This window comes from Enterobacter sp. DC1, assembly GCF_000568075.1.
GTDB lineage: Bacteria > Pseudomonadota > Gammaproteobacteria > Enterobacterales > Enterobacteriaceae > Enterobacter > Enterobacter asburiae.
This window is the reverse complement of record NZ_AZUA01000006.1, coordinates 153,916-180,019: the sequence shown is the minus strand read 5'-3', so window position 1 is coordinate 180,019 and position 26,104 is coordinate 153,916. Positions and strand designations below refer to the sequence as shown.

General features: G+C 56.6%; 24 protein-coding genes. 18 read left to right on the top strand and 6 right to left on the bottom strand.

What is annotated here, in order from left to right; translation table 11 throughout:
- Positions 1-49: 49 nt before the first annotated feature.
- The 6 genes from mmuP (at position 50) to tauD (ending at position 6,393) form a co-directional block, all read left to right on the top strand.
- Complete coding sequence (mmuP, locus tag P346_RS05140; protein ID WP_032661626.1) at positions 50-1,450, top strand: S-methylmethionine permease; 1,401 nt, start codon at positions 50-52, stop codon at positions 1,448-1,450.
- Complete coding sequence (gene mmuM / locus P346_RS05145) at positions 1,437-2,369, top strand: homocysteine S-methyltransferase (protein ID WP_032661624.1); 933 nt, start codon at positions 1,437-1,439, stop codon at positions 2,367-2,369. Before mmuP ends, mmuM begins: the two co-directional genes overlap by 14 nt.
- Positions 2,370-2,980: 611 nt before the next feature.
- A complete protein-coding gene (gene tauA / locus P346_RS05150; RefSeq protein ID WP_023293188.1) occupies positions 2,981-3,943 on the top strand; it encodes a taurine ABC transporter substrate-binding protein in 963 nt (320 codons plus the stop codon).
- A gap of 10 nt (positions 3,944-3,953) precedes the next feature.
- Complete coding sequence (tauB, locus tag P346_RS05155) at positions 3,954-4,721, top strand: taurine ABC transporter ATP-binding subunit (RefSeq protein WP_032661621.1); 768 nt, start codon at positions 3,954-3,956, stop codon at positions 4,719-4,721.
- Complete coding sequence (gene tauC / locus P346_RS05160) at positions 4,718-5,545, top strand: taurine ABC transporter permease TauC (protein WP_032661617.1); 828 nt, start codon at positions 4,718-4,720, stop codon at positions 5,543-5,545. Before tauB ends, tauC begins: the two co-directional genes overlap by 4 nt.
- Complete coding sequence (gene tauD / locus P346_RS05165; RefSeq protein ID WP_032661615.1) at positions 5,542-6,393, top strand: taurine dioxygenase; 852 nt, start codon at positions 5,542-5,544, stop codon at positions 6,391-6,393. The genes tauC and tauD overlap by 4 nt, the downstream gene beginning before the upstream one ends.
- 79 nt (positions 6,394-6,472) lie before the next feature.
- Here the strand turns inward: tauD and P346_RS05170 are convergent, their stop codons facing one another.
- A complete protein-coding gene (locus P346_RS05170) occupies positions 6,473-8,173 on the bottom strand; it encodes a lysophospholipid acyltransferase family protein (RefSeq protein WP_032661612.1) in 1,701 nt (566 codons plus the stop codon).
- 127 nt (positions 8,174-8,300) lie between these two features.
- The gene (gene hemB, locus P346_RS05175) at positions 8,301-9,275 is read right to left on the bottom strand and encodes a porphobilinogen synthase (protein ID WP_024906774.1); all 975 of its coding nucleotides are present in this window, start codon (positions 9,273-9,275) and stop codon (positions 8,301-8,303) included.
- 450 nt (positions 9,276-9,725) lie between these two features.
- On the opposite strand from hemB, the gene P346_RS05180 reads away from it, so the two are divergent.
- A complete protein-coding gene (locus P346_RS05180) occupies positions 9,726-12,500 on the top strand; it encodes an autotransporter outer membrane beta-barrel domain-containing protein (RefSeq protein ID WP_032661610.1) in 2,775 nt (924 codons plus the stop codon).
- 94 nt (positions 12,501-12,594) lie between these two features.
- Positions 12,595-13,218, top strand: coding sequence for a helix-turn-helix domain-containing protein (locus P346_RS05185; RefSeq protein ID WP_023310523.1), 624 nt, complete (start codon positions 12,595-12,597; stop codon positions 13,216-13,218).
- A gap of 1 nt (position 13,219) precedes the next feature.
- On the opposite strand, the gene ampH is transcribed toward P346_RS05185, so the two are convergent.
- Complete coding sequence (gene ampH / locus P346_RS05190; protein WP_032661607.1) at positions 13,220-14,380, bottom strand: D-alanyl-D-alanine-carboxypeptidase/endopeptidase AmpH; 1,161 nt, start codon at positions 14,378-14,380, stop codon at positions 13,220-13,222.
- A gap of 204 nt (positions 14,381-14,584) precedes the next feature.
- Here ampH and P346_RS05195 point away from each other — a divergent pair, with 204 nt between their 5' ends.
- The 3 genes from P346_RS05195 to P346_RS05205 all read left to right on the top strand — a co-directional run bounded on the left by P346_RS05195 (position 14,585) and on the right by P346_RS05205 (position 17,566).
- Complete coding sequence (locus P346_RS05195) at positions 14,585-15,118, top strand: isochorismatase family protein (RefSeq protein WP_032661604.1); 534 nt, start codon at positions 14,585-14,587, stop codon at positions 15,116-15,118.
- Positions 15,119-15,233: 115 nt separating this feature from the next.
- Positions 15,234-16,454 carry a peptide antibiotic transporter SbmA gene (gene sbmA / locus P346_RS05200; RefSeq protein ID WP_032661602.1) on the top strand — a complete coding sequence of 407 codons (1,221 nt, stop codon included), beginning with the start codon at positions 15,234-15,236 and terminating at the stop codon, positions 16,452-16,454.
- Positions 16,455-16,468: 14 nt separating this feature from the next.
- Entirely contained in the window at positions 16,469-17,566 is a 1,098-nt protein-coding gene (locus P346_RS05205) for a DUF1615 domain-containing protein (RefSeq protein ID WP_032661599.1), read from the top strand.
- Here P346_RS05205 and P346_RS05210 read toward each other — a convergent pair.
- On the bottom strand, positions 17,563-17,862 hold the full coding sequence (locus P346_RS05210) for a DUF2755 family protein (protein WP_008503287.1): 300 nt from the start codon (positions 17,860-17,862) through the stop codon (positions 17,563-17,565). The two genes, P346_RS05205 and P346_RS05210, sit on opposite strands and share 4 nt — an antisense overlap.
- A gap of 249 nt (positions 17,863-18,111) precedes the next feature.
- Between P346_RS05210 and P346_RS05215 the strand changes: the two genes are divergently transcribed.
- Positions 18,112-18,348, top strand: coding sequence for a DUF2754 domain-containing protein (locus tag P346_RS05215; protein ID WP_023334666.1), 237 nt, complete (start codon positions 18,112-18,114; stop codon positions 18,346-18,348).
- Here the strand turns inward: P346_RS05215 and ddlA are convergent.
- The gene (gene ddlA, locus P346_RS05220; RefSeq protein ID WP_029739746.1) at positions 18,345-19,445 is read right to left on the bottom strand and encodes a D-alanine--D-alanine ligase; all 1,101 of its coding nucleotides are present in this window, start codon (positions 19,443-19,445) and stop codon (positions 18,345-18,347) included. The genes P346_RS05215 and ddlA overlap by 4 nt on opposite strands.
- Positions 19,446-19,548: 103 nt before the next feature.
- On the opposite strand from ddlA, the gene P346_RS05225 reads away from it, so the two are divergent.
- From P346_RS05225 to adrA, 6 genes are all read left to right on the top strand, one after another.
- Positions 19,549-20,232, top strand: coding sequence for an extensin-like domain-containing protein (locus P346_RS05225; protein ID WP_032661596.1), 684 nt, complete (start codon positions 19,549-19,551; stop codon positions 20,230-20,232).
- Between the two features lie 168 nt (positions 20,233-20,400).
- Positions 20,401-21,615, top strand: a complete 1,215-nt coding sequence (locus tag P346_RS05230) for a multidrug efflux MFS transporter (protein WP_029739748.1) — start codon at positions 20,401-20,403, stop codon at positions 21,613-21,615.
- Positions 21,616-21,825: 210 nt separating this feature from the next.
- The gene (gene iraP, locus P346_RS05235) at positions 21,826-22,086 is read left to right on the top strand and encodes an anti-adapter protein IraP (protein ID WP_024906786.1); all 261 of its coding nucleotides are present in this window, start codon (positions 21,826-21,828) and stop codon (positions 22,084-22,086) included.
- Positions 22,087-22,185: 99 nt separating this feature from the next.
- Positions 22,186-23,601 (top strand): alkaline phosphatase, encoded by a 1,416-nt coding sequence (gene phoA, locus P346_RS05240; RefSeq protein WP_032661594.1) that lies wholly within the window; start codon positions 22,186-22,188, stop codon positions 23,599-23,601.
- Between the two features lie 89 nt (positions 23,602-23,690).
- Positions 23,691-24,011, top strand: a complete 321-nt coding sequence (psiF, locus tag P346_RS05245; RefSeq protein ID WP_023310534.1) for a phosphate starvation-inducible protein PsiF — start codon at positions 23,691-23,693, stop codon at positions 24,009-24,011.
- Between the two features lie 102 nt (positions 24,012-24,113).
- A complete protein-coding gene (gene adrA, locus P346_RS05250; protein ID WP_032661591.1) occupies positions 24,114-25,217 on the top strand; it encodes a diguanylate cyclase AdrA in 1,104 nt (367 codons plus the stop codon).
- 16 nt (positions 25,218-25,233) lie between these two features.
- Here the strand turns inward: adrA and proC are convergent, their stop codons facing one another.
- Positions 25,234-26,043 carry a pyrroline-5-carboxylate reductase gene (gene proC, locus P346_RS05255; protein WP_024906789.1) on the bottom strand — a complete coding sequence of 270 codons (810 nt, stop codon included), beginning with the start codon at positions 26,041-26,043 and terminating at the stop codon, positions 25,234-25,236.
- Positions 26,044-26,104: the final 61 nt, after the last annotated feature.

Genomic DNA, 26,104 nt, shown 5'->3' with positions numbered 1-26,104 from the left:
TAACACACCTTCTTTGGATGTTTAGATGTCCATACGTATAGAAGGTAATATGCAAACACAACAAGAAAATGGGCAGCTTAAGCGCACCATGAAAACACGCCACCTGATTATGCTCTCGCTGGGTGGCGTGATTGGGACAGGGTTATTCTTCAATACCGGATACATCATTTCCACAACCGGGGCGGCGGGCACGCTGCTGGCGTACCTGATTGGTGCCCTGGTGGTCTGGCTGGTGATGCAGTGTCTGGGCGAGCTTTCCGTGGCGATGCCGGAAACCGGCGCGTTCCACGTCTATGCCGCCCGCTATCTTGGCCCGGCGACGGGCTACACCGTGGCGTGGCTCTACTGGCTCACCTGGACGGTGGCGCTCGGCTCGAGCTTCACCGCCGCGGGCTTCTGTATGCAGTACTGGTTCCCGCAGGTGCCCGTCTGGGCCTGGTGCGTGGTCTTCTGCGCGGTGATTTTTGGCCTGAACGTCATCTCCACGCGCTTCTTTGCTGAAGGCGAATTCTGGTTCTCCCTGGTGAAAGTCATCACCATCATCGCCTTTATTATCCTTGGCGGGGCGGCGGTCTTTGGCTTTATCCCGATGCAGGACGGTTCCCCCGCGCCGGGCTTAAGCAACATCACTGCCGAAGGCTGGTTCCCGCACGGCGGCCTGCCGATCCTGATGACCATGGTGGCGGTGAACTTTGCATTCTCCGGTACCGAGCTTATCGGCATCGCGGCGGGGGAAACGGAAAATCCGCACAAGGTGATTCCGGTTGCGATCCGCACCACCATTGCGCGCCTCATTATCTTCTTTATCGGTACCGTGTTCGTGCTGGCGGCGCTGATCCCGATGCAGCAGGCGGGCGTGGAAAAGAGCCCGTTCGTGCTGGTGTTTGAAAAGGTCGGTATTCCTTACGCGGCTGATATCGTTAACTTCGTGATCCTGACGGCGATCCTCTCGGCGGCGAACTCGGGTCTGTACGCTTCCGGGCGCATGCTGTGGTCGCTGTCGAATGAGAAAACGCTGCCGCGCTGCTTTGCCCGCGTGAACAAAAACGGCGTGCCGCTGACGGCGCTGTCGGTCTCTATGCTCGGCGGCGTGCTGGCGCTGTTCTCAAGCGTCGTGGCGCCGGACACGGTGTTTGTCGCGCTCTCGGCGATTTCTGGCTTTGCGGTGGTGGCGGTCTGGATCAGCATCTGCGCGTCGCACTTCGTTTTCCGTCGTCGCCATTTGCAGTCCGGCCAGCCGCTCTCTGCGCTGCAGTACCGCGCGCCGTGGTATCCGCTGGTGCCGGTGCTCGGTTTTATCCTCTGCGTGGTGGCCTGTGTCGGCCTGTGGTTTGACCCAAGCCAGCGCATAGCCCTTTATTGCGGGCTTCCGTTTGTCGCCCTGTGTTATGGTGCGTACTACCTGACCCGAAATATGACATCGCAGGAGCCTGAACATGTCGCAGAATAACCCGCTTACCGCCATCCTTGAAAAACAGCCGTTTGTTGTGCTGGATGGCGCGATGGCGACGGAGCTGGAAGCGCGCGGCTGTAACCTGGCAGACAGCCTCTGGTCTGCCAAAGTACTGGTGGAAAACCCTGAACTTATTCGCGAAGTGCATCTTGATTACTACCGCGCGGGCGCGCAGGTGGCGATCACCGCCAGCTATCAGGCCACGCCTGCGGGCTTTGCGGCGCGCGGTCTGGACGAAGCGCAGTCCCGAGCGCTGATCGGTAAAAGCGTAGAGCTGGCGCGTAAGGCGCGCGAAGCGTATCTGGCCGAAAACCCGCATGCGGGCACGCTGCTGGTAGCGGGATCCGTTGGGCCGTACGGCGCGTATCTTGCGGATGGATCAGAGTATCGCGGCGACTACGTGCGCAGTGCGGAAGAATTCACCACCTTCCACCGTCCGCGCGTGGAAGCGCTGCTGGACGCGGGCGCTGACCTGCTGGCCTGCGAAACGCTGCCTTCGTTTGTGGAGATTAAGGCGCTGGCGGCGCTTCTGGCCGGGTACCCCCGCGCCCGGGCGTGGTTCTCGTTTACCCTGCGGGACAGCGAACACCTGAGCGACGGTACGCCGCTGCGTGAGGTGGTCAGCGCGCTGGCAAACTCTCCGCAGATTGTCGCGCTGGGCATTAACTGCATCGCCCTGGAAAACACTACGGCGGCGCTGAAGCATCTGCAAAGCCTGACGTCCCTGCCGCTGGTGGTCTACCCGAACTCGGGTGAGCATTATGATGCGGTAACCAAAACCTGGCACCACCACGGTGAAGCGTGCGAGACGCTGGCGGGATATCTGCCGCAGTGGCTGGCTGCTGGGGCTAAGCTGATTGGCGGATGCTGTCGGACCACGCCGAAAGACATTGCTGAGCTGAACGCGCAGCGCTGATGCCCTCACCTTGCTCCCCTCCTACGGGGCTGAGGGATCACCACATAATCATACCTCCACGGACGGCGCCCTCTCCCTCAAGGGAGAGGGCTGGGGTGAGGGGAACATACGGCTGTGGTGGTCATTCCGTTCACTTCATGTTCCTTGCTACTTTGTAACGACATCGCCTGTGAACGTGCCAGGGCGGCTCAATCGCCGCCGCCCTGGCGACCCGGGCTCCCGGCGGTAAATCGCCGCTTCGCGGTGCCCCTCAGCTTATTCCTTCAGGCTATCGGGTCGGGCATGAGCCTGCATCCCTGCAGGCCACGCCCTCTCGGCGCATCCCTGCGCCTCGCCCCGGCCTTACGGAAACGCTTCGGCGATTTACAGCCGGACCGAAACATCGCTTTAAGCCATTCATTTTTTAGATACCACATGCATCGCTTCAGGTGAAAAAATTACTGGGGAACCCTCTCCCACGGGGAGAGGGGAAAAACGAACCGCACAAAATTCACTATCCTTTCCCGCTTTTTATCTAAAAACGAATCGTTATGAGCGATTCATTTTTATTCCTTTATCAAAATTCCCGCGCCGGAAATACTGCCCTCATAACAACAAGGGGAGCAGGCACTATGGCAATTTCATCGCGAATCACACTTCTCGGCGCACTGGCGCTGTGGGCATTTCAGGCGCAGGCGGTGGACGTCACCGTCGCGTATCAAACTTCTGCGGAACCGGCGAAAGTCGCGCAGGCGGACAACACCTTTGCCAAAGAGAGCGGCGCGAAAGTCGACTGGCGCAAGTTCGACAGCGGGGCGTCCGTTGTGCGTGCGTTAGCCTCCGGCGACGTGCAGATCGGCAATATCGGCTCCAGCCCGCTGGCGGTTGCGGCCAGCCAGCAGGTGCCGATCGAGGTTTTCCTGCTCGCCTCGCAGCTCGGTAACTCTGAAGCGCTGGTGGTGAAGAAAAACATCACCAAACCGGAAGATCTGATCGGCAAACGCATCGCCGTGCCGTTTATCTCCACCACCCACTACAGCCTGCTGGCGGCGCTGAAACACTGGGGTATCAAGCCGGGTCAGGTACAAATTATCAACTTGCAGCCGCCGGCGATTATCGCCGCCTGGCAGCGCGGGGATATTGACGGGGCCTACGTGTGGGCACCGGCAGTGAACGAACTGGAAAAAGACGGCACCGTGCTGACCGACTCTGAAAAAGTGGGCCAGTGGGGCGCGCCAACCCTCGACGTGTGGGTCGTGCGCAAAGACTTCGCTGAGAAACATCCTGAGGTGGTGAAAGCCTTCGCCAAAAGCGCGATTGACGCCCAGCAGCCGTACATCTCTAACCCGGATGAATGGCTGAAGCAGCCCGCCAACCTGGAAAAACTCTCCCGCCTGAGCGGCGTGCCGGAAGCGGACGTGCCGGGACTGGTGAAAGGCAATACCTATCTGACGCCCGCGCAGCAGGTACAGCAGCTGACCGGGCCGGTGAACAAAGCGATTGTCGATACCGCCACCTTCCTGAAAGAGCAGGGCAAAGTGCCTGCGGTAGCGGCGGATTACAGCCAGTACGTGACCGATCGTTTTGTGAAATAAGGAGTCCGCCATGCTGAATATTACGAACCTTTACGCCGATTACGGTGGTAAGCCCGCGCTGGAGGACATCAACCTGACGCTGGACAGCGGTGAGCTGCTGGTGGTGCTGGGCCCGTCCGGGTGCGGAAAAACCACGCTGCTGAATCTGATCGCCGGGTTTGTCCCTTATCAGCATGGCACCATTCAACTGGAAGGCAAAAAGGTGGAAGGCCCGGGCGCCGAGCGCGGCGTGGTCTTCCAGAACGAAGGATTGCTTCCCTGGCGCAACGTGCAGGAAAACGTGGCGTTTGGGCTACAGCTGGCGGGCGTCAATCGCGAAAAGCGGCTGGAAACGGCGCGGACGATGCTGAAAAAAGTGGGGCTGGAAGGGGCGGAAAAACGCTTTATCTGGCAGCTTTCCGGCGGCCAGCGGCAGCGCGTAGGTATTGCTCGCGCGCTGGCCGCGAATCCGCAGCTGTTGCTGCTGGACGAGCCGTTCGGGGCGCTGGATGCCTTCACCCGCGAGCAGATGCAAACTCTGCTGCTGCGCCTGTGGCATGAGACGGGCAAGCAGGTGCTGCTAATTACCCACGATATCGAAGAGGCGGTGTTTATGGCGACGGAGCTGGTGCTGCTCTCGCCCGGGCCGGGCCGCGTGCTGGAGCGTTTGCCGCTGGATTTCGCCCGCCGCTACGTCGCAGGAGAACCCGTGCGCAGCATCAAATCCGATCCGCTCTTTATCGAACAGCGTGAATACGTCTTAAGCCGCGTGTTTGAACAACGGGAGGCCTTCTCATGAGCATCGTCTTCAGTGAAAAAACGCGCCGCGCGCGTCTGGCGCTGCGCTGGCCTTTCTCGCGCCAAATCACGTTGAGCGTCGGTACGCTGCTGGTGCTGCTGGCGGTGTGGTGGGCGGTTGCTGCCCAGCAGTGGGTCAGCCCGCTGTTTCTGCCGCCGCCGGGACAGGTGTTGGCCAAACTCATTACCATCGCCGGGCCGCAGGGCTTTATGGATGCCACGCTCTGGCAGCATCTTGGGGCAAGTCTGGCACGTATTCTGGTGGCGCTTCTGGCTGCCGTCATCATCGGCATTCCCGTGGGTATTGCGATGGGGCTGAGCCCGACGGTGCGCGGCATCCTCGACCCGCTGATTGAGCTTTACCGCCCGGTGCCGCCGCTGGCCTATCTGCCGCTGATGGTGATCTGGTTCGGCATCGGTGAAACGTCAAAAATCCTGCTGATTTATCTGGCGATTTTCGCCCCGGTTGCCATGTCGGCGCTGGCGGGCGTGAAGAGCGCCCAGCAGGTGCGGATCCGCGCGGCGCAGTCGCTGGGAGCCAGCCGCACGCAGGTGCTGCTGTTCGTGATTTTACCGGGCGCGCTGCCGGAAATTTTAACCGGGCTGCGCATCGGCCTCGGCGTGGGCTGGTCCACGCTGGTGGCGGCAGAGCTGATTGCGGCCACGCGCGGCCTTGGATTTATGGTGCAGTCGGCGGGAGAGTTCCTGGCGACTGACGTGGTGCTGGCAGGGATCGCGGTGATCGCCGCGATCGCCTTTGGATTAGAACTGGGGCTGCGCGCGTTACAGCGCCGCCTGACGCCCTGGCATGGAGAAATACAATGAGTGAACGTCTGACCATTACCCCGCTGGGGCCGTACATTGGCGCGCAGGTGTCGGGCCTGGATGTGACCCGTCCGCTGAGCGATAACCAGTTCGAGCAGCTGTACCACGCGGTGCTGCGCCATCAGGTCGTTTTCCTGCGCGAACAGGCGATCACCCCGCAGCAGCAGCGCGCGCTGGCCCTGCGCTTTGGCGATCTGCATATCCACCCCGTCTATCCGCATGCGGAAGGGGTGGAGGAGATTATCGTTCTGGACACCCACAACGATAACCCGCCGGATAACGACAACTGGCACACCGACGTGACCTTTATCGAGACGCCGCCCGCCGGGGCGATTCTGGCGGCGAAGCTGCTGCCGGAAACCGGCGGCGATACGCTGTGGACCAGCGGGATTGCGGCGTATGAGGCGCTCTCCGCGCCGTTCCGGACGCTGCTGAGCGGGCTGCGGGCGGAGCACGACTTCAAAAAATCGTTCCAGGAGTACAAGTACCGTAAAACGGAAGAGGAACATCAGCGCTGGCAGGAAGCCGTGGCGAAACATCCTCCGCTGCTGCACCCGGTGGTGCGGACCCATCCTGTCACGGGCAAGCAGGCGCTGTTCGTGAACGAAGGGTTCACGACGCGCATTGTGGACGTGTCCGAGAAAGAGAGTGAGGCGCTGCTGGGATTCCTGTTCGCGCATATCACAAAGCCGGAGTTTCAGGTGCGCTGGCGCTGGCAGGAGAACGACCTGGCGATCTGGGATAACCGCGTAACGCAGCACTATGCCAATGCGGACTATCTTCCGCAGCGCCGGATTATGCAGCGGGCGACGATTTTGGGGGATAAGCCGTTTTACCGTGCGCCTTGATTGCCGGGTGGCGGCGTTGCCTTACCCGGCCTACGTTCCATTGTAGGCCCGGTAAGCGTAGCGCCACCGGGCAACGGGGTTAAAGGTGCGCCTCAATATACCGCTGATAGCGGTTCGCCTTCAGGTAACACAAATCCACCAGCACCAGCCCGTCGACGCAGTCGTTAAATGCCGGGTCGCTGCCAAAATCAATAAACTGCACGCCGCCGGGCTCGCAAAGCTCGGAATACTGCTTGTAGAGCGGCGGAATGCCGCAGCCCAGATTGCCGAGCAGGGATTTCAGCTTTGTCAGATCGTCCACGTAATCCACGCCGCCAAACTGCGCGAGCACGTCCGGCAGCGATGCGGGATACGGCTGACGTGACGCGGCCAACGGATGCGATGCCGGGAACCACAGGCGGTAAAAGGCCACCAGCAGATCCCGCGCGGCAGGCGGTAAGCCGCCGGAAATCGAGACCGGGCCAAACAGATAGCGATAGTGCGGATAACGCGCCAGGTAAGCCCCAATGCCGGACCATAAATAATCCAGGCCGCGGCGTCCCCAGTAGCGTGGCTGAATAAAGCTGCGCCCCAGCTCAATGCCGTGTTCCAGCACGTCCTGCATTTTGTCGTCGTAGTGGAACAGGCTATAGCTGTACAACCCTTCCAGACCGCGACGTTCAACCTGTCTGGCGGTCGGCATAAAGCGGTACGCGCCGACGATCTCCAGATCCTCATCATCCCACAGGATCAGGTGCAGATAATCATCATCGTAGCAGTCGGTGTCCCGGCGCTTACCGCTCCCTTCCTCCACCGCGCGAAAAGCAATCTCGCGCAGGCGGCCCAGCTCGCGCAGCAGCGGGGCGTCTTCCTGACCGTTGCGCTGCCAAAGATAGATGGTTTTACCGTCGCTGGTATTGCCCAGACATTCGGCCTGCGCCAGCGCGCGTTTCAGGGTGGCCCGGTCTTCCGGACGGGCAATGGCGCACTGGGTTTTAAAGACGCCAGGCAATCCCTTGCCAAGACGCATCACGTGCTGACGGCACTGTTCGGCCATCTCACGCGACGAAAGGGTGGCGCTATGCCAGTGATGCCAGGCGATCTGCTGGCCGATTTTAATCGGCAGCTGGCTGTGGCGGCGGCGGAACATCTGCTGCATCAGCAACAGCATGGACAGAGTTGGCGACACCAGCGTGCTGGCATAGAAGAACAGGCTGTTATGCGCCTGAATATGCACCGGCAGCAGCGGGGCGCGCAGCTTGCTGGCGAGTTTGATAAAGCCAGAGTGCCACTTTTTGTCGCGAATGCCTTTACGCGTGGGGCGGGAAACTTCTCCGGCCGGGAAGAAGATCAGCACGCCCGCGCTTTGCAGATGCTGTTCCATCTGCACCAGGGATGATTTCGCCGTCTTGCCGCCCATATTATCCACCGGAATAAATAGCGAGCTGAGGGGCTCAAGGTGGGTCAGCATCCTGTTGGTGACGACTTTAACATCGCGTCGCACGCGGGAAACGGCGTACATCAGCGCCAGCCCGTCCAGCGTGCCCGTCGGGTGGTTAGCAATAATGACCAGCGGGCCATGTTCGGGGATTTGTTCAAGATCGCGGGCGGAAACGGTGCAGAGAATATCAAGGTGTTCCAGAACTTGCTCCACCATATCCAGTCCTTTCAGGTGGCGGTGTGCTGCTGCAAATTGCTGAAATTCGTCTTCGTAAAACAGTCTTTTTAACAGACTTTTTTGCCAGGGTGCTGGCCTCGCCTGAGGCCAAAGATCGTCGAGAACGCTATCGAGGCTAAACATGATTACTCCTCCTGCCGTCTTGCGAAGACAGTAGAAGGCGCAGATGTCGGTTGTATTGCAGTTTGGTGAAGATTAGCGCAGAGAGCAGGCCGGGTAAGGCGAAGCCGCCACCCGGCGCTAAAGCGGATTAACGCAGGATTTTCTTCTCGGCCAGATCCAGCGCGAAGTAGCTGAAGATCAGATCCGCGCCTGCGCGTTTGATGGCGCCGAGGCTTTCGAGGACCACTTTCTCTTCGTCAATTGCACCGGCCAGCGCGGCGAATTTGATCATCGCGTACTCGCCGCTGACCTGGTAAGCGCCCAGCGGCAGCTCGGTGCGCTCGCGGATGTCGCGCAGGATATCAAGGTACGCGCCCGCCGGTTTCACCATCAGGCAGTCTGCGCCCTGGGCTTCATCAAGCAGGGATTCACGAATCGCTTCCCGACGATTAAGCGGGTTCATCTGATAGGTTTTACGATCGCCCTTCAGCGCCGTGCCTGCAGCTTCACGGAACGGGCCGTAGAAGGAGGAGGCAAATTTGGTGGAGTAAGACATGATGGCGGTGTCGGTAAAGCCCGCCGCGTCCAGCGCCTGACGAATCGCCTGAACCTGTCCGTCCATTGCGGCAGAGGGCGCGATGAAGTCCGCACCCGCAGCGGCAGCCACGACCGCCTGTTTGCCGAGGTTCAGCAGGGTGGCATCGTTATCCACGCCGTGATCGCACAGCACGCCGCAGTGGCCGTGAGAGGTGTATTCGCAGAAGCAGGTATCGGACATGACGATCATTTCCGGCACGGTCTCTTTGCAGATGCGGGACATGCGGGCGACGAGGCCATCTTCTTTCCACGCGTCGCTGCCGGTGGCATCGGTATGGTGGGAGATGCCGAAGGTCATCACCGAGCGGATCCCCGCGTTGGCGATGCGTTCAATCTCTCGCGCCAGATATTTCTCCGGAATGCGCATTACGCCCGGCATGGCTTCGATGGCTTTGTAGTCATCGATCTCTTCTTCGACAAAAATCGGCAACACCAGATCGTTTAAGGTCAGGGTTGTCTCTTCAAACATAGCGCGCAGTGCAGGTGACTTGCGCAGGCGGCGGGGACGTGCAATTAAATCGGTCATGGTATGCCTGATGTTTGTGGAACAAAGAAGGCTAGTGTACCTCAAAGTGAAGACAGGTGTTTTGGTAAAAGTGGGCATTTTATTTTTAAAAATGTGATGGGTCTGATTTTCTGGCATCAATATATAAGATAGGTCAGTGTAACGCTGAAATGGGGATGAGATATTCATGTTGTTTTTATAATAAAGAGAATACATCATTTAAAATGATTCATTATTTATTTTTATATGTATCTCATTTTTTCGTGTTTATTTTAATGCTTTGTTTTTATGGTGTTTATCTGTAGTGGCAGATGCTTTCCAGGTTTTGACCTGTTATTAGTCTGGATACGGACTTAATGGAAACATTCATTGAACCTTTTAGAAATGAAAATGCATAATTCCCTCCGCAATTAAACATTGCAAAATCATTGATGGACAAACTTGCTTACGTCCCTGAGGAGGGATGACCCAATGCAAACATGGAAAAAGAAACTCGTTGTATCTCAACTTGCATTAGCCTGCACCCTGGCTATCGCTTCTCAGGCCAATGCGAAGGATATTTCCGGTACGACATATAATACATTCGGATACGATAATACCGCTTCCACTCCCTGGTATTATGGCTATGCCGACTGGGATTACTCAGACGCGACCCACGACGGCGATATTTATCCGGTGATTAATAAAAGCACCGTGAACGGTGTTATTTCAACATACTATCTGGATGATGGCATCAATGGTCGGGCGAATGCGTTAAGCATTTCCAACAGTACCATTAATGGCATGATTACCTCTAAGTGTATGACCTCCTCGTGTGCTGACGGTCTGGATACCGATGGCACCAATCATTCTCAATACGATCGTTTTAGCCTGACCGTAGATAATTCCACCATCAACGATACCTATGAGCATTATGCGTATGACGTCGTGAACGGGGAAAATACGGAAAGACACTATCTGGACACGTATAATCTGGGTAATGCGATCACCCTGGATGTGGAATCCGATATTGTCATCCAGAATAATTCCCACATTGCCGGTATTACCCTGACGCAGGGTTATCAGGAGTCGGATAACACTCCTTACGACGGTGTGGAAGGCGTAGCCAACAGCAGCAAAGTCTTTACCGACACGCTGGTGGTGAAAGATTCCGTTCTGACCTCAGGCGCATACAGCGATCTGGGGACCAGCGGATTCTATGGCCAGACCGCGAAGCCGAGCGACTACGGTGAAACGAATGCCACGGCGGCGGATGATGCGGCGCTGATCGTTGCCGCTAGCGCGTCTGATAACGCGATGCAGACCACTGCCACGTTCGATCATTCCACCGTTACTGGCGATATTCTGTTCTCCAGCACCTTCGACAATAACTTCTATCCGAACGGCGACCCGGCAACGGATACCACTGATGACGGTGTCTATAACCCAACCACCAACGGCTGGGACGGTACCGATAAGCTGGATGTCACCCTGACCAACGGCAGCAAATGGGTCGGTGCAGCACAGTCCAGCGTCGAGGCTATCGGCCCAGCGCAAATGTATGGTCTGGGCTACAGCAACGTAGACTGGAGCAGCTTATCCCCTAACAGCATTTGGCCGGATTCCGTTTATGACAGCAACGGACACGTTGCGGGTGAAGCGGTGTATCAGAGCGGGCTGTTTAACATCGCGCTGGATAACGGCTCTGAGTGGGATACCCGCAAGCTTTCTAATATCGATACGCTGACGGTAAACAACCAGTCTCAGGTTAACGTTGAAGACTCTGGTCTGCTGGCGGACTCCATCACCCTGACCAATGCTTCATCAATGAATATTGGGGACAGCGGTGCTGTGGCGACCGACCATCTGTATCTGGACAGCTATAGCCGTGCGGCACTGACGGAAGAAACGGCCCAACTGTATGCCAACACCATCACCGTGGATAACGGTGCCGAGCTGGCGCTGGGGCTGGGTCAGGTTGATACGCACAATATGGTTCTGACCGATGGCGGGGTGCTGAACGTTGCCAGCCGTGATTACGTCCTGAACAGCGATCTGAACAACGCACGCTATATCACTAACGATAAATACAATGCCGATTACGACTACGGTGTTGTAGCGATGAACTCAGATGGCCATCTTTCAGTAAACGGTGATGTTGCTGGTAACTACCAGGTGCGCATCGATGATGCGACCGGTGCCGGTTCCGTTGCTGATTACAAAAACAAAGAGATTATTCGCGTCTATGACAATAACGCGGATACCACAGCCAGCTTTACTGCCGCAAACAAAGCCGATTTAGGCGCTTACACCTACCAGGCGCAGCAGCAGGGTGACGCCGTTGTCCTTCAGCAGAAAGAGCTGACCGACTCTGCCAATATGGCGCTGAGCATCCCATCTGCCAATACCAATATCTGGAATCTGCAGCAGGATACCGTCGGCACGCGTCTGACCAACAGCCGTCACGGCCTGGCGGATAACGGCGGAGCGTGGGTGAGCTACTTCGGTGGCAACTTCGACGGTGACAATGGCGTTATCAGCTACGATCAGGACGTGAGCGGTATTATGGTGGGTCTGGACACCCAGATTGACGGTAATAACGCGAAGTGGATCGTCGGTGGGGCGGCAGGTTTCGCGAAGGGTGATACCAGCGATCGTACCGGTCAGGTCGATCAGGATAGCCAGACTGCGATGATCTATGCGTCAGCGAAGTTCATGAACGATCTGTTCCTCGACAGCTCCCTGAGCTACACCCGCTTCAACAGCGATCTCTCCGCTAACATGAGCAACGGTCAGTATGTTGACGGCAATACCACGAATGATGCTGTTGGTTTTGGGCTGAAGCTGGGCTATGACTGGAAACCAAACCTCTCTGGCTACGTTACGCCATATGCAGCCGTATCTGGCCTGTTCCAGTCTGGTGATAATTATCGTCTGAGTAATGACATGCGCGTTGATGGGCAATCTTACGATAGCCTGCGTTATGAGCTCGGCGTTGATACGGGTTACACCTTCAACTACGGCGGCGAACAGGCTCTGACGCCTTACTTCAAACTGGCCTACGTCTATGACGACGCCGATAACAATGCCGATATTAACGGCGATAGCATTGATAACGGCGTGAAAGGCTCCGCTGTGCGGGTAGGGCTGGGCACCCAGTTCAGCTTCACGAAGAACTTCAGTGCGTACACCGATGCCACTTATCTGGGCGGCGGCGACGTTGATCAGAACTGGGGCGCAAATCTGGGTGTGAAATATACCTGGTAATGAATAAAAGCGGGGGAGTGGTTATCTCCCCCGCTTTTTATAGAAGTAATAAAAATAATATTGAACCGACAAATACGGATGTCTTGAGGTCTGCATGAACGTTAATGCGAAACCGCTTTCTGAATTACGCCGGCTCGAACAGTATTTAACAGCGGCCAGTACCCCTTTTACATGTGCGCCCCAGCAATTGATTACGTCAGACGAATGGAATGAACCTTGTACGATCGTATTACAAACCGGCGTTATTGAGGTTTATCGAACTTCTGATGAACTGCTGGTGGGGATTGCGACCGCCCCTTTTATATTCGGGCTGTCTACGGTAGTGATTAATCACTCTCACGAATACAGGGTGATTGCTAAAACAGCCTGTACCGGTTTTTATTTGCCCACGGAAACCACCCGTCAACTCATCCAGCAGTATTCACTCTGGAAAGAGGCCTTCTGCTGGTTATCCTGGATAACTTACATTCTCGAGAAACGCGATAAGCAGCTGGTGGGAAATAACTCCTATCACCAGATCCGTTCGATGCTGCTGAATATGGCGGAATGGGATGAAACGCTGCGTTCAAAAATCGGTGTGATGAATCATATTCAACAAAGTACACGAATTTCACGCTCCGTTGTTGCCGAGGTGCTTGCCGCCCTGAGGCAGGGAAACTATATCAATATGAGCCGGGGCAAGCTGGTCAGTATCAACCGCTTGCCCACGGAATATTAGATTAGTTAGACGCGGTGAGCACCTGGGCTTTATTGGCGCTCAGTTCAGCCACTAAGTTATTAATCCCGTCACTCATATTGACGAAACGCGTATGCGGGGAGCGGGTGACCACCACAAACGCGCCGACGTTTGACTGCGGGATCATGGCCATATAGGTGATGAATCCACCGCCGCCGCCGGTTTTCTGAATAATACCCGGACGGCCATTTTTCGGTGCCATATAGACCCAGCCCATGCCGAGCGCATCGGCTTTACCCGGCACGTCCATCCCGATGACGCGGTGAAGCTGAGTACGCTGATAAATCAGGGTCTGCATGCGATCGGCCTGGCTGCTGCGGGCGTAGAAATCTGAGGAAAGGAACTGCTGCATCCAGCGCATCATGTCGCCAGGCGTGGAATAGACCCCGCCGCTGCCCACGGCCGCGAGGGTGTTATTACAGGGGCTAGCTCCTTTCTCCGCCACCATCAGGCGACGGCACTGATCCGGAGACGGGGTAAAGGTGGTGTCTTTCATACCCAGCGGACGGGTTATCTGCTCTTCAAACAGCTGCGTGTAGGGTTTACCCGCCGCCGTTGAGAGGGCGTCCGCCAGCAGGTCAAAGGCCAGGTTTGAATAAGAGGCCTGTGAACCCGGAGCCGCCTTCAGCGTGGCGGTACTCAGGTAGCTCCAGCGCTGGTCGCGCGTTGGCCAGACAAATACGTCACGGTGCGCCGCCCCGCCTGGCTGCTCGCGCGGCAGGGCGCTGGTGTGGGTGGCAAGGTTCACAAGCCGGATCGGCGTACCCTGCCAGGTTGGAACCCGGGCGCCTGGAGGCGCGTATTTGCTAAGCGGGTCGTCGAGTTTCACCACGCCCTGGTCGAGCAGTTTCACCAGCATTTCGCTGGTCATCAGCTTGGTTAAGGACGCGATGCGGATAACCGAATCCAGCTGCGGGTGAACGTTATTTCCTGGGCGCGTTTCGCCAAAGCTGCGGAACACACGCTGGTTGCCGTCGATGACGACCATCGCCATCCCGGTCGCGCCGCTGCCGTAATAGATAAGGTTCGCGTAGCGATCGGCAATATCTGAAGCTAAAACGGGTGCCGTCAGCGGTTGGGCTGCCTGGGCGGTAGAAAAGCTCACCGCACACAGCGCGGCAAAAGAGAGCAGACAACGTTTCAACGAAAAGCATCCATGAAGTGAATGAGGAAAGTAATGGGTATTTATACTACTAATCGGAACCGCGCAATGCCCCGAATTGCATAACGATAGCTAGAAAAACGTAACCATGGGTAAATATGAACAATTTACTTACGAGCCATCTCCCATTTTATGACATCGGGCTTATGATAGGCACCGGTGTCACTCAATCTTACGGAGAACGGTATGTCTGAGAAGCGTGTGGTTATGGTTGTCGATATGCAGAACGGGGTATTTGAAACCCCTCGTCATCAGCGCGAAAAGTGTGTCTCTCTGATCAACCAGCTTACGCAGGCAGCCGACAAGGTTATTTTTATTCAGCATACCGAGGCCGGGGGCCTGGAAGAGGGGAGCGAGGGGTTTGCGCTACTGCCTGAACTCCATCAGCCTGCTGACGCGCTTTACGTGACCAAAACCGCCTGTGATGCCTTCTACAACACCGTGCTTGAGGCGCTGCTACGTGAGCAGAGCATTCGCGAGTTTGTCATCTGCGGCTGCGCCACCGACTACTGCGTCGATGCGACGATCAAGAACGGCGTCAGCCGGGGTTATCACATCACGGTTGCGGAAGATGCCCATACTACCGCCAATCGCCCGGCGGCAGATGCGCAGATCCTGATAAACCACCACAACGACGTCTGGCGTAACTTCATCGCGCCGGCGAATCCTCTCGCAGTGAAACGCACCGAAACAATTCTCGAAAACTGGAAAGCGAACTAATAATCAACCCTCGGGTCTGACCTTTTTGCCTGAGCCGGGAGGCTGGCTTGGGCACGTTTTTCGTGTGGTAACGTGTTGTGCACAGCAACAGCCATAACAACAAGAAGGAAGCATTATGTTTAAGTCTTTTTTCCCAAAGCCGGGGCCTTTTTTCCTCTCGGCATTTATTTGGGCACTCATCGCTGTCATTTTCTGGCAGGCGGGCGGCGGCGCATGGCTGATGCGTATTACGGGGGCAACGGGCGAGGTGCCGATTAGCGCCGCGCGCTTCTGGTCGCTCAGCTATTTGCTGTTTTACGCCTACTACATGGTATGCGTAGGGCTGTTTGCCCTGTTCTGGTTTATGTATTCTCCGCACCGCTGGCAGTACTGGTCGATCCTCGGCACATCGTTGATTATTTTTGTCACCTGGTTCCTCGTGGAGGTGGGCGTGGCGGTTAACGCCTGGTATGCGCCGTTCTACGATTTGATCCAGACCGCGCTGAGCTCGCCGCATAAGGTGACCATCAACCAGTTCTACCATGAAGTTGGGATCTTCCTCGGTATCGCCCTGATTGCGGTGATCATCGGCGTGATGAACAACTTCTTCGTCAGCCACTACGTTTTCCGCTGGCGTACCGCGATGAACGAACACTATATGGCGCACTGGCAGCACCTGCGCCATATCGAAGGCGCCGCGCAGCGCGTGCAGGAAGACACCATGCGTTTTGCCTCCACCCTTGAAGACATGGGTGTAAGCTTTATCAACGCCATCATGACGCTGATCGCCTTCCTGCCCGTGCTGGTAACGCTCTCGGCGCACGTGCCGGATCTGCCGATTGTTGGTCATCTTCCGTATGGCCTGGTGATTGCCGCGATCGTCTGGTCGCTGATGGGTACGGGTCTGCTGGCAGTGGTGGGAATCAAACTGCCGGGTCTGGAGTTTAAAAATCAACGCGTGGAAGCCGCTTACCGTAAAGAACTGGTTTACGGCGAAGATGACGCCAACCGCGCCTCGCCGCCGACCGTCCGCGAGCTGTTTGGCGCCGTGCGTCGTAACTACTTCCGACTCTACTTCCACTATATGTATTTTAACATTGCCCGTATTTTGTATCTGCAGGTGGATAACGTTTTCGGTTTGTTCCTGCTGTTCCCGTCGATTGTTGCGGGTACGATTACGCTCGGTCTGATGACGCAGATCACCAACGTTTTCGGTCAGGTTCGCGGGTCGTTCCAGTACCTGATCAGCTCCTGGACCACCCTGGTAGAACTGATGTCCATCTACAAACGTCTGCGCAGTTTTGAACGTGAGCTGGACGATCGTGACCTGCAGGAAGTCACCAACACATTTAGCTAATACAGGAAGTTGCTATGTCATTTGCCGTACCGCGCGCGTTACCGTTGTCCTTGCTGGCCGCTCTTGTGCTGGCAGGCTGTGCCGAAAAAGGGGCTGCTCCGCTCAAAAAGGGGGAGAAGCCCGTCGATGTGGCGAGCGTTGTACGGCAGAAAATGCCCGCCAGCGTGAAGGATCGCAACGCGTGGGCAGATGCGCTGGCAAAAACATTTGAAAGCCAAAAGATCGCGCCGACCGAGGAGAATATCTGCTCGGTGCTGGCGGTGGCGCAGCAGGAGTCAATGTACCAGTCAGACCCGGTGGTGCCGGGTCTGAACAAAATTGCCTGGAAAGAGATCGACCGCCGCGCGGAGTCCATGCATATCCCGGTTTTCCTTGTGCATACCGCGCTTAAAATCACCTCGCCGAACGGCAAAAGCTACAGCGAGCGACTGGATGCGGTGAAAACCGAAAAACAGCTTAGCGCCATCTTTGATGATTTCATCAGTATGGTTCCGATGGGGCAGAAGCTGTTTGGCTCACTGAATCCGGTACACACCGGTGGCCCGATGCAGGTGAGCATTGCGTTCGCGGAGAAGCATACCGACGGCTACCCGTGGAAAATCGACGGTACGGTGCGCCAGGAGGTCTTCTCCCTGCGCGGTGGGCTGTGGTTCGGCACGTATCATCTGCTGAACTATCCGGCGAATTACAGTGAGCCGATGTACCGCTTTGCCGACTTTAACGCGGGCTGGTATGCCAGCCGTAATGCGGCATTCCAGAGTGCGGTCAGCCGCGCAAGCGGCGTCAAGCTGGCGCTGGATGGCGATCTCATCGCTTACAGCAGCAGCGAGGCGGGAAGCACCGAGCTGGCGGTACGGAAATTATCCACCACGCTTGGCTTGAGCAACAGCGACATTCGCCGTCAGCTTGAGAAAGGCGACAGCCTGGCATTCGAGAAAACGGATCTGTACAAGAAGGTGTTTGCGCTTGCAGAGAAGAAGAGTGGGAAAGCGTTACCGAGGGCGATCCTGCCGGGGATCCAGCTGGAAAGCCCGAAGATCACGCGTAACCTGACCACCGCATGGTTCGCAAAACGCGTGGACGATCGCCGGGCTCGCTGTATGGGGCTTTAACGGCGGCGGCGAAAGCGCAACACTAACGCCACAACGCCCAGAATCATACATCCCGCGAGGAAGGGGATCAGGCCGAACAGGGTGCTGACACCAAAGCCAATCTCAACTCGCGGGCGTCCGTTATCCTGCACCTGCATCAGGTGTTCATAAACGCCTGGCGCATGGACCAGCATATTGAGCAGCTGTGAGCCGGCCCAGAAGCAGAACAGGACAAACAGGGCATAAGCGATATTACCCGCCGTGGAGGTTTTTGGTTTGCCGCCAAAAATCGGTTTCGACAATGTAAAGTCAGCCATGTTGACCTCCCGTGGTATCACTCTGTATTAATACGCGTCTTACGGGGTGAGTTTGACAGGTCATCGCATTTGTCAATATCAGAATCGTGGTAATTTACGCGCCGGAATCCTCCTGGATTGTCGATTTCTGCAGCACATCACAATTTCATCACTTAAGTGAAATTACGTCGCGTTTCAGAATTTCCGTATCTGCCACAGACCTGGCCGAAAAACTGTGAGAGGATGTCTTTTTTTCCTGCCGGAGTTGTTATGAAGCTCACGTCCAAACTACGCCGTGACTGGCACTACTACGCCTTTGCTATCGGGCTGATCTTTATTCTTAACGGTGTCGTGGGCCTGCTGGGGTTTGAAGCAAAAGGGTGGCAAACGTATGCCGTCGGGCTGGTGACCTGGGTGATAAGTTTCTGGCTGGCGGGGCTGATTATCCGCCGTCGTCCTGAAGAGACGACAGCGGATGAGGCGGAGTCGGCGAAGCGCGCCGATTAACCGTTTACGGAACTTTTAAGCGCGCTGTCGGCGGCGTGACGCTCCAGCGCCAGTTCGATCAGGCGGGTAATCAATTCCGGGTAGCTCAGACCGCTGGCCTGCCACAGTTTCGGATACATGCTGATGTTAGTGAACCCCGGCAGCGTGTTGATTTCATTGATCACCACTTCGTTTTCCGGCGTCAGGAACACATCCACGCGCGCCATGCCGCAGCAGCCGAGCGTCTGATAAGCGCGAATGGCGATCGCCCGGATCTTATCGTTAATCGCCGGATCGATATCCGCAGGAACGACAACCTGCGCGCCTTTGTCATCAATGTATTTGGTGTCGTACGAGTAGAAATCGCTGTTTAGCACCACTTCGCCGCAGGTGCTCGCCTGTGGGAAATCGTTGCCCAGCACGGCGCACTCAATTTCACGGCCTTTAATGCCCTGCTCAACCACCACTTTATGGTCGAACTCAAACGCCAGACGGACGGCCTGCGTAAACTCTGCTTCGCTGGTGACTTTGCTGACGCCCACGGAGGAACCCTGGTTTGCCGGCTTCACAAACAGCGGCAGACCTAGCTCTCCGCTAATTTGCGCGAAGCTGTGCTTGTCACGGTTGGCGCGGGTGAGGGTCACGAATGGCGCAATGTTCAGCCCGGCATCGCGCAGCAGGCGTTTGGTGACGTCTTTGTCCATGCACGCGGCAGAGCCGAGGACGTCCGAGCCGACGAATGGCAGATTGGCCATGCGCAGCATCCCCTGCAGGGAACCATCTTCGCCCAGGGTGCCGTGAACGATAGGGAAGACAACGTCGATCTGAGCGAGAGCCTGTGCGTTGCCGGCGTCGATAAGCTGCCCCTTCACGACGCCGGGTACGGTGGCGACGCTCACTTCCGAAGGATTAAGGGCGATGTGCGCCGGATCGTGAGCATTCAGCAGATACTGGCTGGCATCGTTAACGTGCCACTGGCCCTGTTTATCAATGCCCAGCAGCACCACGTCGAAACGGCTTTTATCGATCGCATCAACGATATTTTTGGCCGATTGCAATGACACTTCGTGCTCAGCTGATTTTCCCCCAAAGACAATACCTACGCGCTGCTTAGCCATCTCACTCTCTTCCAGTCTGACGAAAAGCCAATAACATACCACGATGCCCGGCGGGTTTCGCGGCCTTCTGCCATAATGTTTTGGGGAATGCTGAGGGGGGAGAGTGAAAGGAAAAACGCTGCTGACCGTTTTCATCATTGTGGCCGTTGCAACGGTGGGTTACCGCTGGTTGCCGCCTTACTACAACCCTTTTATGCCACTGACGCTTGACGACCCGCCAGGCCGTATCACCCAGTATAAGCTTCGGCGCCTAACCCCCGAGGCGTGCGCAAGCCTGCTTTCGCAGGCTAACCAAAGAGATCTCATCCGCACCCAGCCGGTGGCCGACAGCGGCGGCGCGTGTCCGCTTAACAACGTCGTACGCGTGCGTGATTTTGGCCCGGTCAGCCTCAACAGTAGTTTCCTTGCCAGCTGTCCGCTGGCGCTCAGCTCTGCACTGTTTATCAGCCAGCAGGCCCGGCCGCTGACAAAACGCTATACGGGCAGCGACCTGGCGCGCATCGATCATCTCGGCAGCTTTGCCTGCCGCAATATTTACCACCGTCCTGACGCGCGACGCAGTGAACATGCCACGGCTGAGGCGCTGGATATCGCCGCTTTTCGTCTGGCGAACGGGGAACGCGTCACGGTGCTGAACGGCTGGAAGGCGGCAACAACGCAGCCATGGCTGAAGGCCATGCTGGCGGCAAGCTGCGGCTACTACGGAAACGGCCTGGGGCCGGAGTATAACGCGGCGCATGCCAACCATTTTCATCTGGGAATGCGCGGTTTCGGACTCTGTCGGTGAAGCATAATATTCCGCCAGAAAATGGATGAATTGTGACTTATTTCACAAATATGATGACTGGGAAGATAAAACACCAAAGTCAGTCAGGCCGCATCTCTGGTGCGACGTCAAAACGCGTAACTTGCTAATCTGTAGGCGAATTCGCCTAAAAATGAAGACTATTTCTTTATGGAATCCTGGAAAGTTAATCTCATCTCGGTCTGGTTCGGCTGCTTCTTTACCGGGCTGGCCATCAGCCAGATCCTGCCGTTCCTGCCGCTGTACGTCTCGCAGCTGGGGGTGACTTCGCATGAAGCGCTCTCCATGTGGTCCGGCCTGACGTTCAGCGTCACGTTTCTGGTCTCCGCCATTGTGTCACCGATGTGGGGCAGCCTGGCGGATCGGAAAGGCCGAAAACTGATGCTGCTGCGCGCCTCGCTCGGGATGGCGATTGCCATTCTGCTCCAGGCCTTCGCCACCAACGTCTGGCAGCTGTTTTTCCTGCGCGCTGTGATGGGGCTGACGTCCGGGTACATTCCGAATGCCATGGCGCTGGTCGCCTCTCAGGTGCCGCGCGAGCGCAGCGGCTGGGCGCTGAGTACGCTCTCCACGGCACAGATCAGCGGCGTCATCGGCGGTCCGCTGCTGGGCGGCTTTCTGGCGGATCACGTCGGGCTGCGCGCGGTATTTATCATCACCGCGATCCTGCTGGTGGTCAGTTTTCTGGTCACGCTCTTTCTTATCAAAGAGGGAGGCCGCCCGGTGATCAGTAAATCTGAACGCCTGAGCGGCAAGGCCGTATTCGCCTCGCTGCCCTATCCGGGACTGATGATCAGCCTGTTTGTGACCACTATGGTTATCCAGCTCTGTAACGGTTCGGTCGGTCCGATTCTGGCGCTGTTTATCAAGTCGATGGAGCCGGAAAGTACAAATATCGCTTTTCTGAGCGGCATGATTGCCGCCGTGCCGGGCGTATCCGCCCTGATTTCCGCGCCGCGCCTGGGAAAACTGGGTGACAGGATCGGCACGGCGCGCATCCTGATGGCGACGCTGATCTTTGCGGTCGTGCTCTTCTTCGCGATGTCGTTTGTCACCTCTCCGCTTCAGCTTGGCGTATTGCGATTTCTGCTCGGGTTTGCTGATGGCGCAATGTTGCCTGCGGTACAAACTCTGCTGGTTAAATATTCCAGCGACCAGGTGACGGGGCGTATTTTTGGATATAACCAGTCATTTATGTATCTGGGGAATGTTGCCGGTCCGCTTATTGGCGCATCCGTTTCCGCGATGGCCGGTTTTCGTTGGGTATTTGCCGCCACGGCGATTGTCGTTTTAATCAATATTATCCAGCTGGCTATTGCGCTGCGTCGCCGCAGACAAATGGCGGAAGCGAAATCGTCGAGATAATCGTTTCGCTGATGTATTATATATTCTTATGGTAGCCGCATTTTTATATAACAAATTGCGGCGCTTCTTTATAGAAAAACGTTTCGCTTACCGCGGCGGTCCTTTATTTTCATTCCTGCATCACTTTTGCATACCATAATAAATTTCTTCTCTTTGCATTATGGATTCAGAATGCTAACTTCAGACAAAACTGAAAAAGGAACTGGCACGATGAAAAATCTCATTGCTGAATTGCTGGTCAAGCTGGCACAAAAGGAAGAGGAGTCAAAAGAGCTGGTAGCCCAGGTCGAAGCGCTGGAAATTGTGGTCACCGCGCTGCTGCGGCAAATGGCGAAAACCGATCAACAGGCGTTGATTGAAAGCGTGGAAGGCGCGCTGGACAGCGTCAGGCCTGAATCGCAGGTTCCGGTTGAGGATGCCGAGATGCTCCACCAGTACGTAAAGAAGCTGTTAAGGCATCCGCGCAGCTAAACCGTCACAGGACGTAACGACGTGTCATAGAATTGTCATGCAGGATGCCTATAGTCGCTCTGTTTTTATTTTTATGTATTTGTACATGGAGAAAATAAATTGAAACAGAGCGCACTTTTCATCGCATTACTTCCCCTGTTAATTACCCCTGCCGTTTATGCAGATACTGCCCAAACCAGCGTGCTGGATAATCGCGCGGCAAAAGGGGATATCACCCAGCCTGGAGGCGCACGCCGTTTATCAGAAGATCAAACTGCCGCTATTCGCGCTTCGCTGAATGATAAGCCGGCGAAAAATATTATTCTGCTGATTGGCGATGGAATGGGCGATTCCGAAATCACGGCGGCGCGAAATTACGCCGAGGGGGCGGGCGGCTTTTTTAAAGGCATCGACGCATTACCGCTGACCGGACAATATACCCATTACGCGCTGGATAAAAAAAACGGTAAACCGGATTACGTCACGGACTCCGCGGCATCAGCCACTGCGTGGTCCACCGGCGTGAAAACCTATAATGGCGCGCTGGGTGTGGATATTCACGAAAAAGATCACCAAACCCTTCTGGAGATGGCAAAAGCGGCAGGCCTTGCGACCGGCAACGTCTCCACCGCTGAACTTCAGGATGCAACGCCAGCGGCGCTGGTGGCGCACGTGACCTCGCGTAAATGCTACGGCCCGTCAGTGACCAGCGAAAAATGCCCAACAAACGCGCTGGAAAAAGGCGGCAAAGGCTCGATTACGGAACAGCTGCTGAACGCGCGTCCTGACGTGACCCTGGGCGGCGGCGCGAAAACCTTCGCAGAAACCGCGACGGCGGGCGAGTGGCAGGGCAAAACGCTGCGCGAGCAGGCGCAGGCCCGCGGCTATCAGCTGGTGAGTGACGCAAATTCGCTGTCAGCCATCACCGACGCGAACCAGGACAAACCGCTGCTGGGGCTATTCTCTGACGGCAACATGCCCGTGCGCTGGGAAGGACCAAAAGCCTCATATCACGGCAATATCGATAAACCTGCCGTAACCTGTACGCCTAACCCGAAGCGCACTGACAGCGTACCGACGCTGGCGGCGATGACCGATAAAGCCATCTCACTGCTGAGCAAGAGCGAAAAAGGGTTCTTCCTGCAGGTGGAAGGCGCGTCGATCGATAAGCAGGATCATGCGGCGAATCCGTGCGGTCAGATTGGCGAAACCGTCGATCTGGACGAAGCGGTGCAGAAGGCGCTTGAGTTCGCGAAAAAAGACGGCAACACCCTGGTGATCGTCACCGCGGACCATGCCCACGCCAGCCAGATCATTCCGCCAGATACCAAAGCCCCGGGCCTGACGCAGGCGCTGAATACCAAAGATGGCGCCGTCATGGTGCTGAGCTACGGCAACTCTGAAGAAGAGTCCATGGAGCATACCGGCACCCAGCTGCGCATTGCAGCCTACGGTCCGCACGCGGCAAACGTGGTAGGCCTGACCGATCAAACCGATCTGTTCTACACCATGAAGGCGGCGCTGGGCCTTAAATAATAAAATCCCGGCGGAAATCACATCTGCCGGGTGGTTTTTTTCCTGTCACGAACCAGACTTACAGGGAATGTTCACAAAAGGATGGTGCAATGAAAACAACATTACTGGTTACTCTGCTCTCTGGCCTGTTCCTGATCGCATCGGCGAACGCGGAAGAGAAAACGCTAACGCCGCAACAACAGCGTATGACCACCTGTAATCAACAGGCGACGTCTCAGAGTCTGAAGGGAGATGCTCGCAAGACCTACATGAGCGACTGCCTTAAAAACGGCGCCGCGAAACCGGCTGAAAAAAGCCTGACGCCGCAGCAGCAAAAAATGCGCGAGTGTAATGCGAAAGCAACCGAGCAGTCCCTGAAAGGGGACGACCGCAGCAAGTTCATGAGTGCCTGCCTGAAGAAAAAAGTGTAGTTCTAACGGGTGAGCGGCTCCGGCGGCTCACCCGAAATTTCATACTTTCCCCGCAGACCCCCTCTCTATAATTTGGGAAAATGTTTCAGAATATTCCCAAAAATGATGAATGATGAAACGTATTACAACAAAAAGCGCATTCGGGAAGAGTGGAATTTAACCCTTTCTCAGGATGACCCTCACCGCGCTGGCATTCAGTTTGCCAGGCGAGTCCGGCTGGCGCGCGCCGTCGGGCTGGCGGCAATGTTTTTCCCCGTTGCGGGGATGCTGGTCACCCATTTTTTACCCGGGGGCTGGTGGCTTTTACTGGTGGGGTGGTCCTTCGTCTGGCCCCATTTTGCCTGGCAGCTGTCCTGCCGTGCCGCTTCACCCCATCAGCAGGAAATTTTCAATCTTAAAATCGATGCCATTATTGCCGGGCTCTGGATCGGCGTGATGGGGATGAATGCGTTACCCACGGCAGCGCTGGTGATGATGGTAGGGATGAATATGATGGGCTCTGGCGGCTGTCGTCTGTTCATCCCGGGGATTGCGTTGACGCTGCTCTCCGCGCTGGTGACCCTGCCACTCGCCGGGAAGGTAGTCGTCTTCAACCCCGACCCCATAGAGTGGAGCCTAACGCTGCCCGTACTCATGCTTTATCCCATGCTGTTTGCCTGGCTCAGCCACCGGACCGCCGTCAGGCTTGCGGAACATAAGCAGCGGCTGGAAATGATGAGCACACGAGACGGGATGACCGGGGTCTTTAACCGTCGGCACTGGGAAATGCTGCTGCGAAATGAATTTGAGCACTGTCGGCGCGACCACAGCACCGCCACGATACTGCTGATTGATATCGACCACTTTAAAAACATCAACGACACCTGGGGGCACGACGTGGGCGACGAGGCGATCGTTGCTATTACGCGCCAGCTCCAGCGGTCAGTGCGGTCAGGCGATGCGATCGGCCGGTTTGGCGGGGATGAGTTTGCGGTGATCATGTCGCAGACAGCGGCGGAAAGCGCCATCGCCGTGATGTCGCGGCTGCATGAGCGGCTGGAAAACCTGAGGTTACCGTGCGCGCCAAAAGAAGCGCTGCGCATCAGCGTAGGCGTTGCCCCCTGGGGACCGCAGTTTGGACACTATCGGGAATGGCTGAAGGCGGCTGACGTGGCGCTGTACAAGGCGAAAAATGCCGGGCGCGGCCGCACCGAAGTGGCGGCCTGACGCCCGACGGCGATTATCAGGATTTACTCAGCTTCTCTGATTTTTCCATGCATTTTGCCATCGCTTCAATGACCGCCGAGCGGAATCCGCGCTCTTCCAGCACCCGCACCGCTTCGATGGTGGTACCGCCCGGAGAGCAGACCATATCTTTCAGCTCGCCCGGATGTTTGCCGGTTTCCAGCACCATTTTGGCGGAGCCCATGACGGCCTGCGCGGCGAACTTATACGCCTGCGCGCGCGGCATTCCGCCAAGCACGGCGGCGTCGGCCATCGCTTCTAAAAACATGAAAACATAGGCAGGGGCTGAGCCGCTCACGCCGACCACCGGATGGATCATCGATTCGGCAATCACTTCTGCTTCACCGAAGCAGCGGAAAATGTTCAGCACGTCGGCCACTTCTTCCGTGGTCACCAGCGCGTTAGGCGTGACGGAGGTCATGCCGGCATTGACCAGCGAGGGGGTGTTAGGCATCGCACGGACGATTTTACGATCGTGACCCAGCGCGCGCGCCAGCTGATCGAGCGTGACGCCTGCGGCAATCGACACGACCAGCGTCTCTTTATTCAGGCTGGAGGTGATATCGCTCAGCACTTTGATCATGATGTTTGGCTTGACGGCGCCAAAGACGATATCGGCGACCTGGGCCACTTCCTGCGCGCTTTCGGCAGCATTGATCCCGTATTGATCGCGCAACGCGGCAACCTTGTCCGGTGACGGGGTATAGACCCAAATCTGACCCGGCAGCACCTGCCCGCTGGCGATCAGACCGCCCAGGATGGCTTTGCCCATGTTACCGCAGCCGATAAACCCGATTTTCTTGTCCATCACGATTCTCCGTCATTATGCGTTGTTTTCTCTGATTGATAGCTTAACAACGAAATGCAGG

Excerpts from the sequence above, each read along its gene's own strand:
- mmuP (WP_032661626.1), top strand. The coding sequence starts at position 50 with ATGCAAACACAACAAGAAAATGGGCAGCTTAAGCGCACCATGAAAACA.
- mmuM (WP_032661624.1), top strand. The coding sequence starts at position 1,437 with ATGTCGCAGAATAACCCGCTTACCGCCATCCTTGAAAAACAGCCGTTT.
- tauA (WP_023293188.1), top strand. The coding sequence starts at position 2,981 with ATGGCAATTTCATCGCGAATCACACTTCTCGGCGCACTGGCGCTGTGG.
- tauB (WP_032661621.1), top strand. The coding sequence starts at position 3,954 with ATGCTGAATATTACGAACCTTTACGCCGATTACGGTGGTAAGCCCGCG.
- tauC (WP_032661617.1), top strand. The coding sequence starts at position 4,718 with ATGAGCATCGTCTTCAGTGAAAAAACGCGCCGCGCGCGTCTGGCGCTG.
- tauD (WP_032661615.1), top strand. The coding sequence starts at position 5,542 with ATGAGTGAACGTCTGACCATTACCCCGCTGGGGCCGTACATTGGCGCG.
- P346_RS05170 (WP_032661612.1), bottom strand. The coding sequence starts at position 8,173 with ATGTTTAGCCTCGATAGCGTTCTCGACGATCTTTGGCCTCAGGCGAGG.
- hemB (WP_024906774.1), bottom strand. The coding sequence starts at position 9,275 with ATGACCGATTTAATTGCACGTCCCCGCCGCCTGCGCAAGTCACCTGCA.
- P346_RS05180 (WP_032661610.1), top strand. The coding sequence starts at position 9,726 with ATGCAAACATGGAAAAAGAAACTCGTTGTATCTCAACTTGCATTAGCC.
- P346_RS05185 (WP_023310523.1), top strand. The coding sequence starts at position 12,595 with ATGAACGTTAATGCGAAACCGCTTTCTGAATTACGCCGGCTCGAACAG.
- P346_RS05195 (WP_032661604.1), top strand. The coding sequence starts at position 14,585 with ATGTCTGAGAAGCGTGTGGTTATGGTTGTCGATATGCAGAACGGGGTA.
- sbmA (WP_032661602.1), top strand. The coding sequence starts at position 15,234 with ATGTTTAAGTCTTTTTTCCCAAAGCCGGGGCCTTTTTTCCTCTCGGCA.
- P346_RS05205 (WP_032661599.1), top strand. The coding sequence starts at position 16,469 with ATGTCATTTGCCGTACCGCGCGCGTTACCGTTGTCCTTGCTGGCCGCT.
- P346_RS05210 (WP_008503287.1), bottom strand. The coding sequence starts at position 17,862 with ATGGCTGACTTTACATTGTCGAAACCGATTTTTGGCGGCAAACCAAAA.
- P346_RS05215 (WP_023334666.1), top strand. The coding sequence starts at position 18,112 with ATGAAGCTCACGTCCAAACTACGCCGTGACTGGCACTACTACGCCTTT.
- ddlA (WP_029739746.1), bottom strand. The coding sequence starts at position 19,445 with ATGGCTAAGCAGCGCGTAGGTATTGTCTTTGGGGGAAAATCAGCTGAG.
- P346_RS05230 (WP_029739748.1), top strand. The coding sequence starts at position 20,401 with ATGGAATCCTGGAAAGTTAATCTCATCTCGGTCTGGTTCGGCTGCTTC.
- iraP (WP_024906786.1), top strand. The coding sequence starts at position 21,826 with ATGAAAAATCTCATTGCTGAATTGCTGGTCAAGCTGGCACAAAAGGAA.
- psiF (WP_023310534.1), top strand. The coding sequence starts at position 23,691 with ATGAAAACAACATTACTGGTTACTCTGCTCTCTGGCCTGTTCCTGATC.
- adrA (WP_032661591.1), top strand. The coding sequence starts at position 24,114 with ATGATGAATGATGAAACGTATTACAACAAAAAGCGCATTCGGGAAGAG.
- proC (WP_024906789.1), bottom strand. The coding sequence starts at position 26,043 with ATGGACAAGAAAATCGGGTTTATCGGCTGCGGTAACATGGGCAAAGCC.